Source organism: Delftia sp. ZNC0008, from assembly GCF_000799035.1.
In the GTDB taxonomy this organism is placed as follows: domain Bacteria; phylum Pseudomonadota; class Gammaproteobacteria; order Burkholderiales; family Burkholderiaceae_C; genus Comamonas; species Comamonas tsuruhatensis.
Genome location: NZ_JTKZ01000229.1, coordinates 1 through 16,235, shown reverse-complemented (window position 1 = coordinate 16,235; position 16,235 = coordinate 1). Strand labels below are relative to the sequence as shown.

14 protein-coding genes and 1 pseudogene are annotated in these 16,235 nt (G+C 69.4%); 4 read left to right on the top strand and 11 right to left on the bottom strand.

Features of this window, described 5'->3' with window-relative positions; translation table 11 throughout:
- Positions 1 to 389 precede the first annotated feature (389 nt).
- Positions 390 to 1,523 carry an SGNH/GDSL hydrolase family protein gene (locus L995_RS07680; protein ID WP_047217891.1) on the top strand — a complete coding sequence of 378 codons (1,134 nt, stop codon included), beginning with the start codon at positions 390 to 392 and terminating at the stop codon, positions 1,521 to 1,523.
- 31 nt (positions 1,524 to 1,554) lie between these two features.
- A complete protein-coding gene (locus tag L995_RS07675) occupies positions 1,555 to 2,226 on the top strand; it encodes an OmpW/AlkL family protein (protein WP_047470713.1) in 672 nt (223 codons plus the stop codon).
- Between the two features lie 63 nt (positions 2,227 to 2,289).
- Here the strand turns inward: L995_RS07675 and L995_RS07670 are convergent, their stop codons facing one another.
- Entirely contained in the window at positions 2,290 to 3,828 is a 1,539-nt protein-coding gene (locus L995_RS07670; protein ID WP_047470711.1) for a CoA-acylating methylmalonate-semialdehyde dehydrogenase, read from the bottom strand.
- A gap of 82 nt (positions 3,829 to 3,910) precedes the next feature.
- Here L995_RS07670 and L995_RS07665 point away from each other — a divergent pair, with 82 nt between their 5' ends.
- A complete protein-coding gene (locus tag L995_RS07665; protein ID WP_016449120.1) occupies positions 3,911 to 4,861 on the top strand; it encodes a LysR family transcriptional regulator in 951 nt (316 codons plus the stop codon).
- Positions 4,862 to 4,871: 10 nt separating this feature from the next.
- Here the strand turns inward: L995_RS07665 and L995_RS07660 are convergent, their stop codons facing one another.
- Genes L995_RS07660 through L995_RS07645 form a run of 4 tightly spaced genes read right to left on the bottom strand, consistent with a single transcriptional unit; the run spans position 4,872 to position 9,737 of the window.
- On the bottom strand, positions 4,872 to 5,852 hold the full coding sequence (locus tag L995_RS07660; protein ID WP_016452035.1) for a tripartite tricarboxylate transporter substrate binding protein: 981 nt from the start codon (positions 5,850 to 5,852) through the stop codon (positions 4,872 to 4,874).
- 46 nt (positions 5,853 to 5,898) lie between these two features.
- Positions 5,899 to 6,918 (bottom strand): Bug family tripartite tricarboxylate transporter substrate binding protein, encoded by a 1,020-nt coding sequence (locus L995_RS07655; protein WP_082001514.1) that lies wholly within the window; start codon positions 6,916 to 6,918, stop codon positions 5,899 to 5,901.
- 45 nt (positions 6,919 to 6,963) lie between these two features.
- Entirely contained in the window at positions 6,964 to 7,767 is an 804-nt protein-coding gene (gene iolB, locus L995_RS07650) for a 5-deoxy-glucuronate isomerase (protein ID WP_047470706.1), read from the bottom strand.
- Positions 7,764 to 9,737, bottom strand: coding sequence for a bifunctional 5-dehydro-2-deoxygluconokinase/5-dehydro-2-deoxyphosphogluconate aldolase (locus L995_RS07645; protein ID WP_047470705.1), 1,974 nt, complete (start codon positions 9,735 to 9,737; stop codon positions 7,764 to 7,766). The genes iolB and L995_RS07645 overlap by 4 nt, the downstream gene beginning before the upstream one ends.
- A gap of 100 nt (positions 9,738 to 9,837) precedes the next feature.
- Here L995_RS07645 and L995_RS07640 point away from each other — a divergent pair, with 100 nt between their 5' ends.
- Positions 9,838 to 10,737, top strand: a complete 900-nt coding sequence (locus L995_RS07640) for a MurR/RpiR family transcriptional regulator (protein WP_047470703.1) — start codon at positions 9,838 to 9,840, stop codon at positions 10,735 to 10,737.
- Between the two features lie 36 nt (positions 10,738 to 10,773).
- Here the strand turns inward: L995_RS07640 and L995_RS07635 are convergent, their stop codons facing one another.
- The 6 genes and pseudogenes from L995_RS07635 to L995_RS07610 form a co-directional block, all read right to left on the bottom strand.
- Positions 10,774 to 11,463: an NYN domain-containing protein gene (locus L995_RS07635; RefSeq protein WP_231574380.1), complete on the bottom strand. Its 690-nt coding sequence runs from the start codon at positions 11,461 to 11,463 to the stop codon at positions 10,774 to 10,776.
- A 215-nt stretch (positions 11,464 to 11,678) separates the two neighbouring features.
- Positions 11,679 to 12,677, bottom strand: a complete 999-nt coding sequence (locus L995_RS07630) for an L-threonylcarbamoyladenylate synthase (protein WP_047326340.1) — start codon at positions 12,675 to 12,677, stop codon at positions 11,679 to 11,681.
- Between the two features lie 11 nt (positions 12,678 to 12,688).
- Positions 12,689 to 13,852, bottom strand: coding sequence for a 5-(carboxyamino)imidazole ribonucleotide synthase (locus L995_RS07625; RefSeq protein ID WP_047470698.1), 1,164 nt, complete (start codon positions 13,850 to 13,852; stop codon positions 12,689 to 12,691).
- Complete coding sequence (gene purE / locus L995_RS07620) at positions 13,849 to 14,346, bottom strand: 5-(carboxyamino)imidazole ribonucleotide mutase (protein WP_047470696.1); 498 nt, start codon at positions 14,344 to 14,346, stop codon at positions 13,849 to 13,851. The genes L995_RS07625 and purE overlap by 4 nt, the downstream gene beginning before the upstream one ends.
- A gap of 83 nt (positions 14,347 to 14,429) precedes the next feature.
- A complete protein-coding gene (locus L995_RS07615; protein WP_047470695.1) occupies positions 14,430 to 15,818 on the bottom strand; it encodes a hypothetical protein in 1,389 nt (462 codons plus the stop codon).
- Positions 15,815 to 16,235 (bottom strand): annotated as a pseudogene (locus tag L995_RS07610) (ABC transporter ATP-binding protein); the annotation flags it as partial. The gene L995_RS07615 and the pseudogene L995_RS07610, both read right to left, overlap by 4 nt.

Below are 16,235 nucleotides of genomic sequence, written 5' to 3'. Positions count from 1 at the left end.
CCGGCTATGTGGATGGCGCCAGCGGCCGCCGATACGTGCTGGTGGCCATGGCCAACCACGCCAATGCGGCCGCCGCGCGCGCGGCCTGGGATGCGCTGGTGGACTGGACGGCGCACGACCGCTGATACGCTGCCTGCGCTCTTGTTCCAGGGCCTGCTTTTGCAGGCCCTTTCCGTTGTGTTTCTGCCTCCTGCCCGGCAAGGGCCTTGTCCTGCCTGCGGGCGCCAGACCGGTATTTATCGTCTATTCGCCCGCGTGCGAAATGCCCGGTCGGCCCGCGATTCCTATCGGTACTTGCCCGGTGTCGCCAAGGTGCGACTGTCGCTACGATGGCAATCACCAAAAAAAGCACGGTCGTGCTATTCACAACACTTCACGGAGATCACACCTTGGCAAATCGTTATCGAATCCTCGCGGCCTCCCTGGCCACGGCCGGCCTGCTGGCCGCTTGCGGTGGCGGCAGCGGCGCCGACACCACCCCCCGTGCCAAGATCACCTCCGTCAAGGTGATGGGCGACAGCCTCTCCGACAGCGGCACCTTCGGCTACAAGTTCACCGTGCAGAACGCCACGCTGACAGGCGCCGGCTCCAACCAGGTCTGGGCCGAGCGCGTGGCGGGCCTGTACAACATCTCCCTGTGCCCGCGCTTCAACGGCACGGCCTTCACGCCCAACACCTCGTGCAACAACTACGCCGTGGGCGGCGGCCGCATCAACTACACCAGCGCGCCCACGGCGCCCATCTCCATCACGCAGCAGATCCTGCTGGCCGGCGCGGCGGGCTTCACGGCCGATGACCTGGCCGTGATCGACGGCGGCGCCAATGACGCGGCCGACGTGATCGGCGCCTTCCTGGCCGCTTCCAGGGACCAGGGCGCCAACTTCAAGGCGCTGCTGTCCACCAAGATCGACGCGGCCACGCTGGGTGCGCTGCTGCAGCAGGGCCAGGCCGGCATGGCCCAGGCCGGCGGCCTGTACATGCAGAACCTGGCCAAGGGCTATGTGTCCACCATCCAGGCGAATGTGCTGGGCAAGGGCGCCACGCGCGTGGCCATCCTCAACGTGCCGGCCATCACGCTGACGCCGCGCTTCCAGCTGGTACTGCAATCGGTGGCCCAGCAGCAGGGCTCGGCCGCCGCCGCCCAGCTGGAGACCGTGTTCGACGGCTGGGTCAAGGCCTTCAACCAGCAGGTTGCCACCGGCTTCGCGGGCGAGAGCCGCGTGGCCATCATCGATTTCTACAGCGAGTTCCGCCAGCAGATGGCCGACCCCGCCCAGTACGCCTACACCAACGTGAAAAAGGCGGCCTGCCCTGCCACCGGCGTGGGCGCCGACGGCCTGCCCACCTACAGCTTCCCGACCTGCACCGAGGCCGCGCTGTCCGCCTCCATTCCCGTGGGCGAGACCAGCGCCAACTGGTGGAAGAGCTATGCCTTTGCCGACAGCTTCCACCCCACGCCCTACGGCCACCAGCAGATGAGCCAGCTGGCCTCCCGTACCCTGGCCCGCGCAGGCTGGCTGTGATAGCAGACACGCAGCACGAGGAGACACATCCATGAAGACATTCCTGCGTATCACCGCCGCCATGGCCATGGCCACGGCCTGCATGGCCGCCACCGCCCAGTCCGCCGGCACCTGGAGCGTGCGCCTGGGCGCCACGCGCATCGATCCCCAGACCAGCAGCGGCTGGCTGAGCACACCCAGCTTCCCCGACACCCGCGTGGACGTGAAGGCCAACAGCCAGCTCACGGGCGGCGTGACCTACATGGTCACCAACAACTGGGCCATCGACGTGCCCATGGGCCTGCCGTTCAAGCACGACTTCGTGGGCGATGGCGCCATCTCCGGCACGGGCAAGCTCGGCCGCACCAAGGTGCTGCCCGCCACCGTGTTCGCGCAGTACCGCTTCGGCGAGGCCAACTCCGCCTTCCGCCCCTACCTGGGCCTGGGCGTGACCTATGCCAAGTTCTTCGGCGAGCGCACCACGGCCTCCCTCAACGGCCTGACCGGTGGCACGCTGGCCAACCCCACCACGGCCTCGGTGGACAGCAAGTGGGGCCTGACGCCCCAGATCGGCTTCGTCTACAACTTCAACGAGCGCTGGTTCCTGGACGTGGCCTACTACAAGAGCTTCCTGAAGACCACGGCACACCTGTCCTCGGGCCAGAGCGTGTCGCTCAAGCTCAATCCGAACGTCTACGCCATCGGCATCGGATACCGCTTCTGACAGGTCGCAGCCCCAAAGAAAAACCAGCCCGCGGGCTGGTTTTTTCATGGAGGGGGACTGCGCCTACTTGGCCGTGGGCATCACGAATTCCGCGCCCTTGGGCGTGCTCTCGGGCCAGCGCTGCATGATGCTCTTTTGGCGGGTATAGAAGCGCACGCCTTCCTCGCCATAGGCGTGCATGTCGCCGAACAGGCTGCGCTTCCAGCCGCCGAAGCCGTGCCAGGCCATGGGAACGGGAATCGGCACGTTGATGCCGACCATGCCGACCTCGATGCGGCGGCCGAACTCGCGCGCCACATTGCCGTCGCGCGTGAAGCAGGCCACGCCGTTGCCGAACTCATGGTCGTTGACCAGCTGCACGGCCTCGGCGAAGTCCTTGGCGCGCACCACGGCCAGCACGGGGCCGAAGATCTCTTCCTTGTAGATGCGCATGTCGGGCGTGACATGGTCGAACAGCGTGCCGCCCAGCCAGAAGCCGCCCGAGGTGTCCGTGCCTGTGGCGGCGCCGGCCGCCTTGCCGTCGAAGCCCCGGCCATCGACCAGCAGCTGCGCGCCTTCCTTGACGCCCAGGTCGATATAGCCGCTGATGCGCTCGTGCGCGGCGCGCGTCACGATGGGGCCCATTTCCGCGGCCAGGTCCTCGCCGTCCAGCACCTTCAGCGCCTTGGTGCGCTCGATCAGGCGCGGCAGCAGCTGGTCGGCCACGTCGCCCACGAGCACGGCCACGCTGATGGCCATGCAGCGCTCGCCGGCCGAGCCGTAGCCGGCGCCGATCAGCGCGTCCACGGCCTGCTCGATATCGGCATCGGGCATGACCACCATGTGGTTCTTGGCGCCGCCCAGGGCCTGCACGCGCTTGCCGTGGCGCGCGCCCGTCTCGTAGATGTAGTTGGCAATGGGCGTGGAGCCCACGAAGCTCACGGCCTTCACGTCGGGATGCTCGATCAGCGCGTCCACCGCCTCCTTGTCGCCCTGCACCACGTTGAACACGCCGTCAGGCAAGCCCGCCTGCTTGAGCAGGTCGGCGATCAGCAGCGACGGTGTGGGATCGATGGGGCTGGGCTTGAGCACGAAGGTATTTCCCGCCGCAATGGCCACCGGGAACATCCACATCGGCACCATCACCGGGAAATTGAAGGGCGTGATGCCCGTGACCACGCCCAGGGGCTGGCGCAGCGTCCAGTTGTCGATGCCGGTGGAGACCTGGTCGGTGAAATCGCCCTTGAGCAGCTGCGGAATGCCGCAGGCGAATTCCACGATGTCGATGCCGCGGCTGACTTCGCCCTGCGCATCGGTGAAGACCTTGCCGTGCTCGGCCGTGATCGCATGGGCCAGCTCGTCCTTGTGCTGGTTGAGCAACTCCAGGAAGCGCAGCAGCACGCGTGCACGGCGGATGGGCGGCGTATCGGCCCACTTCGGGAAGGCCGCCTTGGCCGCAGCCACGGCGGCATCGATATCGGCGCGCGAGGCCAGGGCCACGCGGCCCGTGACCTGGCCGGTGGCCGGGTTGGTCACGTCCTGCCCGCGGTCGCTGGCACCTGCCGTGCGCTGGCCGTTGACGTAGTGGACGATGGAAGCGAAGGAGGTGTTTGCGGTGTTCATGCCAGGCAGTCTAGAAGTGCGCTTTCTGCCTGCCTAGGCGCTGCGCTTGAATTGATTGTTCAATTTGCTGAACAATCCATGCATGGCAAATGAAAAACCCGATGCCAAGGCCGAGGCCTTGTGGAGCCACCTGCACTGGCTGGTCGTACTGGAGCAGCAGGGCAGCTTCACCTCGGCCGCCGCGCGCCTGGGCGTGAGCAAGGCGGCCATGAGCCAGCGCGTGGCCGAACTGGAGCGTGCAGCCGGCATCGCCCTGGTCACCCGCACCACGCGCAGCGTGCGCCTGACCGAAGCGGGCCAGCGCCTGGTGGACGACACGCGCGGTGCCTTCGAGCACATTGCCCACAGCTTCTCCGGCGTGCGCGACCTGGCTGCCGCACCGCGCGGCCTGCTGCGCGTGACGGCGCCGCTGGCCTTTTCGCGCCAGCAACTCATGCCGCGCCTGCCGGCCTTCCTGCGTGCCCATCCGCAGATTCGGCTGGAGCTGGACCTATCGGACCAGATACGCTCGCTGGCGCTGGAAGGGTTTGATCTGGCCATACGCCACGTCACGGCGCCGCCCGAAACCCATGTGGCCTGGGCGCTGGCGCCCACGCGCTCGCTGCTCGTGGCCAGCGCGGACTACCTGGCCGCGCACGGCACCCCGTCCACGCCGCAGGACCTGGCCGCGCACCACTGCCTGCACTATCCGCGCACCCAGGGTGCCCCGGCCTGGAGCTTCGTTCCCCGCGACGCCGGCGTGGACGGCGTGCGCGTCGTCGTTCCCGTGACCGGCGGCTTTGCCGCCAACAACAGCGAAATCCTGCGCGACGCGGCACTGGCCGGCCTGGGCATCGCCCTGGTTCCGGACTTCAGCGCGCAATCGGGCCTGGCCTCCGGCCACCTGAGCGAAGTCCTGCCCGGCTGGCGGCCCGTCGACGCCTTCGGCGAACAGCTGTTCGCCATCCGCCCCTACGCCAGCCACGTCCCGCGCGCGGTGGCGGTGTTCGTGGACTTTCTGCGGGAGTCGTTTGCGGCGGGGTTCATCCGCTGAGGGCGAGCCCTCAGGCCTTGATCCCCAGCTTGTCCACCAACTGCTTGAACACCGCGTTGTCGCGGTCGATCACGGCCTTGAATTCGGGCTGGTCCAGGTAGCCCTCGCCCATGTTCTGCTTGGCCATGGTTTCCCGCAGGACGGGGTCCTTGAGGGTCAGGGCCATGGCCTTGCGCAGGGTCTGGACCACGGCGTCGGGCGTGTTGCGGGGCACGGCCAGGCCGCGCCAGCCGCCGATGAGCAGGTCGATGCCGCGCTCCTTGAGCGTGGGCACGGCTTCCCAGCCGGCCTGTATGCGCTGCTCGGCCATGATGGCCAGCGGGCGGATCTTGCCGGCCGCCACATAGGTGGCCACCTCCACGGGCGTGACGGCCACGGCCTCGATGTGGCCGCCCAGCAGGTCGAGCACGGCGGGGTTGGCGCCGCGGTAGGGCGCGTGGTTGAACTTCACGCCCGCCTTGTCCTGCAGCGCGGCGGCGGCCAGGTGGCCCAGCGAGCCCGGGCCGGCATTGCCGATGCGCACGGCGGCCTCGTCCTTGCGCGCGGCGGCGATCAGTTCCTCGATGCTGCGATAGGGCGAGTCGGCACGCACGGCGATGGTGGCGGGGTCGGCGTTCAGGCGGGCCACGGGCAGCAGGGCGTCGGAGCTGATCTTGGTCAGCCCCATGTGCGGGATCATGGTCAGCTCGACGGTGATGATGCCGATCTTGTAGCCGTCCGGCCGGGCATTGGCCAGCTCGGTCCAGCCCACGGCGCCGCTGGCGCCTGCGCGGTTGAGCACGATCAGGTCCTGCGGCAGGTGCTTGCGCGCCACCTCGGCCAGCGCGCGTGCCAGCACGTCGGTGCCGCCGCCTGCAGCGAAGGGCACGATGAGTTCGATGGGGCGCTGGGGCCAGGCGCCGGCAGGCGCTTGTGCCACGGCGGGCAGGACGGGCGCTGCGGCCAGGGCGCCGAGTGAGCGGATGAAATGGCGGCGGGATGCGGTGGTCATGTTGTCTCCGGAATCTGTTCTAAGTGTCTTTTGTCGCTGCTGCGCTTCAATCCATTTTGATCTGGGCCGCCTTGATCACGCCGCTCCACAGCGCCTGTTCCGAGCGCACGAAGCCTGCGAACTGCTGCGGCGTCATCTCCATGGGCTGTATGCCGATCTCTTCGAGCTTGGCACGCGTCTCGGGGTGGCGCAGGGCGGTGGCCAGGCTCTTGTTCAGGCGCTCGGTGAGCGCAGGGCTCAGGTGGGCGGGGCCGACGAAGCCCTGCCAGGCATAGGCTTCGAAGCCGGGCACGCCGGCCTCGGCCATGGTGGGTATGTCGGGCAGGATGGGCAGGCGCTGGGGCGTGGCCACGGCCAGCACGCGCAGCTTGCCCGCGCGGATGGCCGAGATGCTGGGCGGCAGGTCCACGAACATGGACTGGATCTGGCCGGCCATGAGGTCCTGCAGCGCCGGGGCCGAGCCCTTGTAGGCCACGTGCAGGATCTGGGTGCCCGTGCGCTGCTTGAACAGCTCCAGCGCCACGTGCAGCGGCGAGCCCGGCCCCGACGAGGCCGAGGAGATGCCGCCCGGCTCCTTGCGCGCCATGGCCAGGAATTCCTGCACGTTCTTCGCGGGGAAGGACGGATGCACGGCCAGCACCAGCGGCATGCGGCCCAGGCCGCCGATGTAGCTGAAGTCCTTGCCCGCGTCATAGCTCAGGCGCGCATACATGGCGGGGTTGAAGGCCAGCGTGCCCGAGTCGGCCGTGCCCAGCGTGTAGCCATCGGCCGGGGCGCGTGCGATCAGCGTGGCACCGATGATGCTGGCCGCGCCGGGACGGTTGTCCACCACCACGGGCTGGCCCAGGTCCTTGCCCATCTGCACGGCCAGCTGGCGCGCGATCACGTCGGTGGTGCCGCCCGGTGCGTAGGGCACCACCCATTTGACGGGCTGGGTGGGCCAGGCTGGCGCACCCTGGGAGGACGGGGCTGGGGCGGATTGCGCCTGGGCGGTGCCCATGCCCAGCGTCAGCAGGGCGCAGGAAAGCCAGGCCTTGCGGTGCAGGGCCATTGGGTTGAACAGCATTTTTTTGTCTCCGGTGGTTTTTATGGGCGTCTGTTGCGCCGTGCGTCAGCGCGGCCGCAGCATCCATTCATGCGCGGGGTCGTTGCGGAAGGCCCAGCGCCGCTCGGGCCCGGCCATGGTGTTGAGGTAGTAGAGGTCGTAGCCGTGCGGGGCCACGCAGGGGTGGTAGCCGCGCGGCACCATCACGGTGTCGCGATGCTCCACCGCCATGGCTTCGTCGATGCTGCGGTCATCGGTGTAGACGCGCTGGAAGGCAAAGCCCTGGCTGGGGTTGAGCAGGTGGAAGTAGGTTTCCTCCAGCACGGTCTCGGCGTCCGGCGCGGCGGGGTCGGCGCTGTCGTGCTTGTGCGGCGGATAGCTGGACGAGTTGCCTGCGGGCGTGATGACCTCGACCACCAGCAGGGACTCGGCCGCCTCGGTCTCGGGCAGGATGTCGCAGACATGGCGCGTGTTGCTGCCCTGGCCGCGCACGCTGCGGCGCATGCTTTCGGGGGCGATCACGCGCGTGGCGTGGCGGCCCGTGGCGGGTGCGGCGCTCAAGGCAATGTCGGCCGGGCCGCGCGCCGTGATGCGCAGGCTTTGGCCGGGCGGCACGTAGACGGCCGTGGGCGCACTCTCCTCGAACACGCTGGCGCGGCTGCCCAGGGCGCTGAACGCCTGGCTGCCGACCTGCACGTCCACCTGGCCGGTGAGCACGGTGATGCAGTATTCGAGCGGTCCCGTGGACAGCTCCTCCTGCTCGCCCGCCTGCAGCTGCAGCGCCTTGAAGTGGATGTGCTTCCAGCCCGCGCTGGCGGGCGTGATGTCGGTGACGATGCGGCCGGGCGCGGCCTTGACGAGCAGGCTCATGCCGCAGCTCCTTCGGTGATGTCCTGGCGCGCGTCCACGCGGCTGGCATCCCAGCCCGCGATCAGCGCGCGGAAGTTGGCGGCGACGGCATCGCGCAGCGCGGCGTCGTCCAGCTCGTTGCGCAGCCACTGCAGGGCCGGACCGGCCCAGACGCTGCGGCCGATCATGAAACCCTTGACCACGGGCGCCCGTGCCTGGGCAAAGCCCTGCACCAGTTGCTCCACGGGCTGGGACAGCCCCAGGATCACGGCGCCCCGGCACCAGGGGTCGCGTTCGTTCACCAGGGCGTCCAGCGCCTCCCAGTTCTCGCGCGCCATGGTGCCGACCTTCCACCATTCGGGCTTGAGGCCCAGGTCGTAGAAATGGCGTATGGCGCGTAGCACGGCCTCGCCCCGGTCGTCGGGCGCCAGCGTGTCCTTTGGCGGGATCACTTCCAGCAGCAATTCATGGCCGCTGGCGCGCGTGGCGGTCCAGACCTGCTGCAGCCAGGCATCCTGCTCGGCGCGCAGTGCGGGCGTGTCGTCGGGGTGGTAGAAGACCAGGCATTTGACGGTATGGCTTTGCGGCCAGTGCAGCAGCTCGGAAGCCAGCGAGTCCGTGCCGTCGAAGCGCAGCGGGCGCGAGCCCGGCCGCTCTATGGGCCGGCCGATCCACCAGCCGCGTCCCGTGGCGTCGTGCAGCGCGGCCTCGCCCAGGTCGTGCCGGCCGTCGATCAGCACGCCCATGCGGCCCGCGTTGCCCGGATCGCGCTCGACCTGGGCGACCACCTCGTTGATCAGCCGCTTGAGCGGGCGCAGCCGCGCGGGCGCTGCGCCGGCCTCGCGCGCCAGATCGTCGAACTGGCTGCGGTGGTCATAGGCCAGCACGCACAGCGCGGGCCACTGCGGCCGCGCGCGGCTGACGCGGTGCAGGTGGGACAGCTCGGGGTCCTGGTCGGGACGCGGATGGCGGTGGCCCGAGAACCAGTGCGCCAGCTCGGCCTGCGTGGGCATGGCCGGCGCGCAGCCATGGCGCGAGACCACGATGGCGCCACAGGCGTTGGCAATCGCCGCAGATTCCTCCAGGCTCTTGCCGCGCAGCAGCCCGGACAGCAGGCCCGAGGCAAAGGCATCGCCCGCGCCCAGCACATTGAGCACTTCCACCCGCTCGCCCAGCACCGTGGGCGCATCGGCGATCGCATCGGGCACCTCGCCCTCGATCAGCGAGCAGCCCAGCGGCCCGCGCTTGACCACGAAGACGGCGCGGCTGCATTCGCGCACGCGGCGCAGGCTGGCGATCAGGTCGCCCTCCACGCCGCCGGCGATCAGCCATTCCTCCTCGGTGCCGATGATGAGTTCGAACTGGCCCAGCTCGGCCTGCAGCCTGCGGCTGACCTCGGCGCTGGCCACATAGCGCGTCTCGCCGTCGCCCCGTCCGGCCAGGCCCCACAGCACGGGCCGGTAGTCGATGTCCAGCACGCGCACCAGGCCGTGGCGGCCTGCCATCTCCAGTGCCTTGCGGCTGGCGGCCAGCACGCCGGGTGCGCTCAGGTGGGTGCCCGTGATGGCCAGGCAGCGGCAGCGGGCCAGGAACGCCTCGCTGATGGCCTCGGCGTCCAGGGCCATGTCGGCGCAGTTCTCGCGGGCGAACAGCAGGGGGAAGGTCTCCTGGTCCTTGATGCCCAGCAGCACCATGCCGGTCAGGCGCTGGGCATCGACCTGCACCTGGCTGGTGTCGCAGCCCTCGCGGCGCAGCGTCTCGACCAGGAAGCGGCCATTTTGTTCATCGCCCACGCGCGAAATCATGGCCGAGCGCAGCCCCAGGCGCGCCGTGCCGAAAGCCATGTTGCCCGAGGAGCCACCCAGGTACTTGGCAAAGCTGCTGGCCTCCTCCAGGCTGCAGCCGATCTGCTGCGCGTAAAGGTCCACGGCCAGTCGGCCCAGGCAGGCCACGTCCAGCGGCCGGTCGGAGGGAAAGTTCAGCATGCTCATCGTCATAGGCCTGTGCGTTGCGGACACCCGCGTGCGGGCCTGTCCATAATCGTTGCGTGCATGCGATCATAGATCGAAATAGAAAAAGTTTTCCATATATATGAAAAATAGAAAAGCCCTTGGCGATGCAGGCGCCCCCTCGCTGGCCGGCCCCTACGCCGACCGCGCCGCCTTCCTCACCGTGCTGCGCGAAGGCTTCGAGGCCCTGAGCCGCCAGCTCAAGGCCATCGGCCGCCATGTGGAAATGCAGGGCGATCGCCTGGCCTTCGACGGCATCCAGGCCACGGCCGAGCAATGTGGCGTGCAGCCTTCGGCCGTGGTGCGCTTTGCCAAGCATTTCGGGTTCTCGGGGTACTCGGAACTGCAGGCGCTGTTCCGCGCCGATGCGGCGCGCCAGCTCTCGGCCCAGCATGACTACCAGGACCGCATCCGGGGCCTGATCGCCTCGGGCAACGAGCCACGCAGCAGCGCGCGCCTGGCGCACGAGGTCATCGAAGGCAGCATCGAAAGCCTGCAGGCCCTGCAGCGCGGCCTGCCGCCCGAGCAGTTCGAGGCGGCGGTGGACCTCATGCTGGATGCCCCCTCGCTGTGGCTGGCCGCCTCGCGCCGGGCCTTCCCCGTGGGCGCCTACCTGGCCTATGCGCTGCAGCACACCGAAAAGCCCGTGCACTGGCTGCACGGCCTGGGCGCCATGCAAAAGGGCGAGCTGCGTGCGCTGTCGCCCGGCGACGTGATGCTGGCCGTCTCCTTCGAGCCCTATGCGCCCGAAACGCTGGAGGTGGTGGACGCGGCCCTGGCACGCGGCGCGCGCCTGCTGGCGCTGACCGACAGCCAGCTCAGCCCCCTGGCATCCCGCGCCACCGTCACCCTGCTGGCCCAGGACGCGGCCACCTTCGGCTTTCGCTCCCTGACCAGCACGCTCACCCTGGCGCAGTCGCTGTTCCTGGCGCTGGCCTACCGGATGGAGCTGGCGTACGAGCCTTCGGTGAAGAGGTCCTAGGCGGCAGCGTTCCGCCCAGGGCCGCTTTGTGGGGGTTCACCAATGCGCAGGCTTGCCGGCTGGTTTTTTCCGCGTCTGCACGTTCAGCGGCAACTGCGATTGCGCCAGCTCGTCGTCCCTGATGTGATGGCGAACCCAGTGCGCCAACGCCGTCAAGCGCTTGTTGGGCACTTTGCCGTCTGCTGCGGTCCTGTCGCGCAATGGCATGACCAGCCCCAGCCTGGCGGCGGGCACGTCCTCGCGCAGCATGCGCAGTGCGGGTTCCACGTCACTGTCGTTGGAGCAGATCACCAACTGGTCGCATTCGCCACGTACTGCATCACGGTAGGCGTGCAGCGCAAGGTTCACGTCGGTCTGCTTTTCTTCGATCATCCAGACGCGCGACACGTTGTTCTTGCTCGGGTTGGCGCCCGCTTGATAGCTCGGCAGGGATGTGGGTTCGAAGACGTGGAAGCCGTTGACGATCTGGATCAGGCCAGGGTCTCGTGCCTGCAGGGCGCGAAGGTACTGGGTCTGTGCCTGGACCGATGCCTCGCCATGCCGGGCGTACGAGGCTTTGACGGGAGCCGTGAAGTACTTGATGGCGACAACCTCTGCGCCAGGGTCTTGCGGCAGCAGGATGCGATCACGAAACAGCGCAGCAATGTCCAGCCACTTGTACGGCGTGCCCTTGAGCCGCGAGTAGTAGAGGTTGTAGCCGTCGATGTAGATGGTTGTTCTGGTCAATGTCCAATCCACCAATGAAAAGACCACCTTGCGGTGGCCTTTTCGCCCTAAGCCTGAGCCAACTGAATGACACCGCGAAGGGATTGTGTAGCGCGATTCTAGCAACTCCTGCCATTCAAAGGCCTGGAACGGCGCCTGTTCCTGCGCCGCACGCCGTTGGACAGGTGCGCGGGTTGATGCCCGATGCGGCACTGCAGTCCCCGGGGGGGCCTCTTCTATCCCGCAGCCGCCGCGCGCAGCAGCCGGTCGCGCACGCCTTCCCAGTCCGGCGTGTCGGGCGGGGTCTCGATCCAGATCAGCTGGGCGCCGATCTCGTCGAAGTCGCGCAGGGCGCCGAACAGCTCGCGCGCGGTGGCGGCGGCGTCGGCGGGCATGGCGCGAAGCGTGACGGCGCGCGAGGCGGTGCGCAGCGGTGCGCGGTGGTAGACGGCCAGGTTCCGGGCGTCGGCGCCCAGCACGTCCAGCCCGGCCTGCAGCTGCCTTGCATCCATGAGCCGGACCTTGGCGTTGGGCGCGTAGTGGGCCAGCAGCGTGCCGGAGGCGCGTGGCGTGTTCTCCAGCAGCTCGTCCTTGGACAGGGGGCGCTGGCCGCAGGCGCGCTCGATATCGTCGCGCGTGATGGCGCCGGGGCGCAGCAGCACGGGCACGCCGCGCGTGCAGTCCACGATGGTCGATTCAATCCCCACTTCGCAGGCGCCGCCGTCCAGCACCAGCAGCGTGTCGCCGAACTCGTCGGCCACATGGGCCGCCGTGGTGGGGCTGACGCGGCCGAACTTGTTGGCGCTGGGCGCCGACACACCCCAGACGGGCGGCTGCAACTGCTGGCAGGCGGCCAGCACGGCATGGGCGACGGGGTGGGAGGGGCAGCGCAGGCCCACGCTGTCCTGGCCGCCGGTCGAGGCCCGGGCGGCCTGGGGCAGGCGCGGCAGGATGAGGGTCAGCGGGCCGGGCCAGAAGGCGTCGATCAGCTGCTGCGCGAACAGCGGCACTTCACGTGCGTAGCGCGTGATGGCGCCGCTGTCGGCCACATGCACGATGAGCGGATGGTTGGGCGGCCGGCCCTTGGCGGTGAAGATCTGCGCGACGGCCGCGTCGTTGTCGGCATCGGCCGCCAGGCCATAGACGGTTTCCGTGGGCAGGCCCAGCAGTTCGCCGCGCTGCAGCGCCTGTGCGGCGGCCTGGACAGAGGCCGCCAGCGTTCCATCAAGAATCATCGCGCGGGCCTTCAGAACGGCTCTATACCCAGGATGGCAGCGGCTTGCAGGGCGGTGGAGCGCACGGCCTCGGGCGTGGGGCCGGTGACGTTCAGGTGGCCCATCTTGCGGCCGCGCTTGGCGTCGTGCTTGCCGTACAGGTGCAGGTGGCAGCCGGGCAGGGCCAGGACCTGGTCCCAGGCCGGCGCCTTGGCCTGTTCGCCGTCCTTGAACCACAGGTCGCCCAGCAGGTTCAGCATGATGGACGGGCTGTGCTGGCGCGGCTGCGTCAGCGGCAGGCCGGTCATGCAGCGCACCTGCAGCTCGAACTGCGAGACATCGCAGGCGTTCTGGCTGTAGTGGCCGCTGTTGTGCGGGCGCGGCGCGATCTCGTTGACCACGAGCATGCCGTCCTGCAGCACGAAGAATTCGACGCAGAGCACGCCCACGTAGTCCAGGCCGTCGGCCACGGAACGTGCGGCGGCCAGCGCCTGCTCGACCTGGGCCTGGGGCAGGTTGCCTTCGTAGACCTCGGTGACGGAGAGGATACCCTCGCGGTGCAGGTTGCGCTGCACGGGCAGGTTGACCATGGAGCCGTCACGGCCGCGCGCCACGATGACCGAGCATTCATGGGCCAGCGGCAGCATTTTTTCCAGCACGCAGGCCACGCGGCCCAGTTGCTCCCAGGCGGTGGCCAGCTCGGCGGCGTTCTTCACGCGCACCTGGCCCTTGCCGTCGTAGCCCATGCGCGCGGTCTTGAGGATGCCGGGCAGCAGGCTGGCGTGCACGGCCGCCAGCTGGGCCGGCGTCTCGATCACCGCATAGGGCGCGCAGGGCACGCCGCAGCGCACGAAGTGGGCCTTCTCCTGGGCGCGGTCCTGGGCAATGGCTACGGACGAGCCAGCCGGCGAGACCGGCCGCTGGGCGGCCAGCAGGTTCAGCGCCGCGGCGGGCACGTTCTCGAATTCGGTGGTGACGGCGGCCGACAGGCGCGCCAGTTCGGCCAGACCCTGCGGGTCTTCGTAGCCGGTACGGATGTGGTGGTGGCTGACCAGGCCGGCAGGGCTGGTCGGGTCGGCGTCGAGCACGGCCGTGAAATAGCCCATGGCCTGGGCCGATTGCACGAACATGCGGCCCAGCTGGCCGCCACCCAGCACGCCCAGCGTGGCGCCCGGCAGGATCACATCTGCGCTCATACGGCCACCGGGGGAAGCGTCATCGCGCGCGCTGCGGCGGTCTGCTCGGCGCGGAAGGCTTCGAGCTTCGCCCGCAGGGCCGGGTCCTCATTGGCCAGCAGGGCCACGGCGAACAGGGCCGCATTGGCCGCACCGGCCGCGCCGATGGCAAAGGTGGCCACGGGCACGCCCTTGGGCATCTGCACGATGGAGTGCAGCGAGTCCACGCCCTGCAGGTGGCGGCTGGCCACGGGCACGCCGAGCACGGGCACCACGGTCTTGGCGGCAATCATGCCGGGCAGGTGGGCAGCGCCCCCCGCACCCGCGATGATGGCCTTCAGGCCACGGCCGGCAGCGGCCTCGGCGTAGGCGAACATGTCGTCGGGCATGCGGTGGGCCGAGACGACCTGGGCTTCATGGGCGATGCCAAATTGCTGAAGAATGGCAACTGCGTGCTGCATGGTCTCCCAGTCGCTGCTGGAGCCCATGACCACACCGATCTGGATGGAGTTCATGTCGTGAGGGCGCCTGCGGCCCGGCCTAGTGGAACCCGCGATTTTACTTTTTTAGTCCTAATTCGCGTAATCCATGCGCCAAATCACCGCACAGCCGTGTGCTGCTCGCGCGCAAAACCCAGCACGCGCTGGCGAAACACATGGGCCAGCCAGGCCAGGGCCAGCCCCACCTGCACGGCCAGCGACAGCCACATTCCACTGGTGACGGGCTTTGTCAGGCCGGCTGCCAGCGGCTGGGCCAGCATGGCGGCATCGGCCCCGGCCAGGCCAAAGGCCAGCAGCGGCAGCACGATGTTGACCAGCAGCCAGGTGACGGCGAACGCGGCCAGCGGCGACTTGATGCGCCCGGCCAGCAGGGAAAAGCCCGTGGCCAGCGCGGCATCACGCAGCAACTGCGCCGTTGCCAGTGCCGCCAACTGGGCTGTACCGGGCAGGATGGGCTGGCCGCCTGCGGGCCACAGCAGCCACAGCGCACAGGCCTGCACGGCCAGCAGCCAGCTCACAGGCCACAGCGGCAGGGCCTCGAGCGCGCCACGCCAGCGCCCCTGCAACACGCACCATTGCACCTGGCGCCAGCTGCGCAGGCCTTCGTCCATGCCGTGCAGGCAGACATAGGCCGTGCCCGCCAGCGCCAGCCCCGTGGTCCATGCGAAGAAGGAGGCCGGACCGGGGCCCTGCAACTGCATTGCATCGAGGTGCATGCCGCCAAAGGCCAGGCCCGCCACGCACAGGCCCAGCGGCCAGGCCCAGGGCAGGGTGCGCACATCCAGCCGCGTGCACAGCAGCCGCCACAGGGCCAGCAGGCCCAGCCCCAGCGCGATGGCGCCGAACAGGTAGATGGCGCCGCGCCCGTGCAGCGGCACGGACCACCACAGCACAGGGCGGCCTTCCTCGCGGCCCAGCTGCTCGGTCAACCGGCCCAGGATGGGGCCGGGCAGCACCATCACGAACAGCAGCGGCACCAGCACGAAGCGGATGCGGCGCGCGGGCTGCTCCTTCGGCCCCCAGCCCATGAGCACGGAGTGCATGCTCCAGGCCTGCAGGGCCAGGCCCCACAGCACGGCCTGCAGCACGGCGTGCACGCCCCAGGCCAGCCCGCCCGGCTGGCCTGCCGAGGTGGCCAGCACGGCCAGCGCGCACCACAGCATGTACAGCCAGGCCGGCAGCGGGGCGCCCAGCAGCTTGCCCCAGGCCATCTGCCAGGGCGTGAGGGCCGACAGGCGCTGCCAGTCCCAGGTGTGCTGGCGCGCTTCCTCGTTGAGGCCGCGTCCGGCCAGCACGCTGCCCAGGCCGGCCGCGGCGATCCACATGCCGACCAGGGCGGCGATCAGCAGCGTGTGCAGGCGGCGGTCGGGCTGGACCAGGGCCATTGGCGTGGCCAGCAGCAAGGCGGTGAGCAGCAGGCTCCAGCCCAGCTGGGACGGCCGCCAGTTGAGCCAGAGCTGGCGCTGGAATTCGGGGTTGTGCGTCATGGCTGCTCCGCAGGCGTGGGGGTTGCTGCGTTCTGCAGGCCGCGCGCATAGCGGTCCTGCAGGCGCTCGCGCACCGGGGCCAGGCTGGCCACGGGCAGGCCGGTACCGACCAGGCGGGCCAGCAGATCGGCGCGCTCGCGCGGCAGGGTGGGCAGCCACAGCTGCAGGTGCACCAGGCCCTGGTCATCGGGCGGCGGCACAGGGGTGTCGGGAAGGACCAGATGCAGCTGCCGTGCCAGCGACCCGGCCGAGGCACCCGGGGGCGGCGCCAGCTCCAGCGCGTACAGTGCCAGCGGGGCATCGTCGCCGGCGGCAGGTGACTTGATGCCGCCGTGCAGGGCCTCGTGGCTTTCCACGCGGCCGCCGCGCAGGCTCAGGATGTGGGTGCAGTACTCGTCCAGTTCGCTGAGGATGTGG

Bases quoted from the DNA above. Each gene is read 5' to 3' on its own strand.
- L995_RS07675 (WP_047470713.1), top strand. From the start codon at position 1,555: ATGAAGACATTCCTGCGTATCACCGCCGCCATGGCCATGGCCACGGCC.
- L995_RS07670 (WP_047470711.1), bottom strand. From the start codon at position 3,828: ATGAACACCGCAAACACCTCCTTCGCTTCCATCGTCCACTACGTCAAC.
- L995_RS07665 (WP_016449120.1), top strand. From the start codon at position 3,911: ATGGCAAATGAAAAACCCGATGCCAAGGCCGAGGCCTTGTGGAGCCAC.
- L995_RS07660 (WP_016452035.1), bottom strand. From the start codon at position 5,852: ATGACCACCGCATCCCGCCGCCATTTCATCCGCTCACTCGGCGCCCTG.
- L995_RS07655 (WP_082001514.1), bottom strand. From the start codon at position 6,918: ATGCTGTTCAACCCAATGGCCCTGCACCGCAAGGCCTGGCTTTCCTGC.
- iolB (WP_047470706.1), bottom strand. From the start codon at position 7,767: ATGAGCCTGCTCGTCAAGGCCGCGCCCGGCCGCATCGTCACCGACATC.
- L995_RS07645 (WP_047470705.1), bottom strand. From the start codon at position 9,737: ATGAGCATGCTGAACTTTCCCTCCGACCGGCCGCTGGACGTGGCCTGC.
- L995_RS07640 (WP_047470703.1), top strand. From the start codon at position 9,838: ATGAAAAATAGAAAAGCCCTTGGCGATGCAGGCGCCCCCTCGCTGGCC.
- L995_RS07630 (WP_047326340.1), bottom strand. From the start codon at position 12,677: ATGATTCTTGATGGAACGCTGGCGGCCTCTGTCCAGGCCGCCGCACAG.
- L995_RS07625 (WP_047470698.1), bottom strand. From the start codon at position 13,852: ATGAGCGCAGATGTGATCCTGCCGGGCGCCACGCTGGGCGTGCTGGGT.
- purE (WP_047470696.1), bottom strand. From the start codon at position 14,346: ATGAACTCCATCCAGATCGGTGTGGTCATGGGCTCCAGCAGCGACTGG.
- L995_RS07615 (WP_047470695.1), bottom strand. From the start codon at position 15,818: ATGACGCACAACCCCGAATTCCAGCGCCAGCTCTGGCTCAACTGGCGG.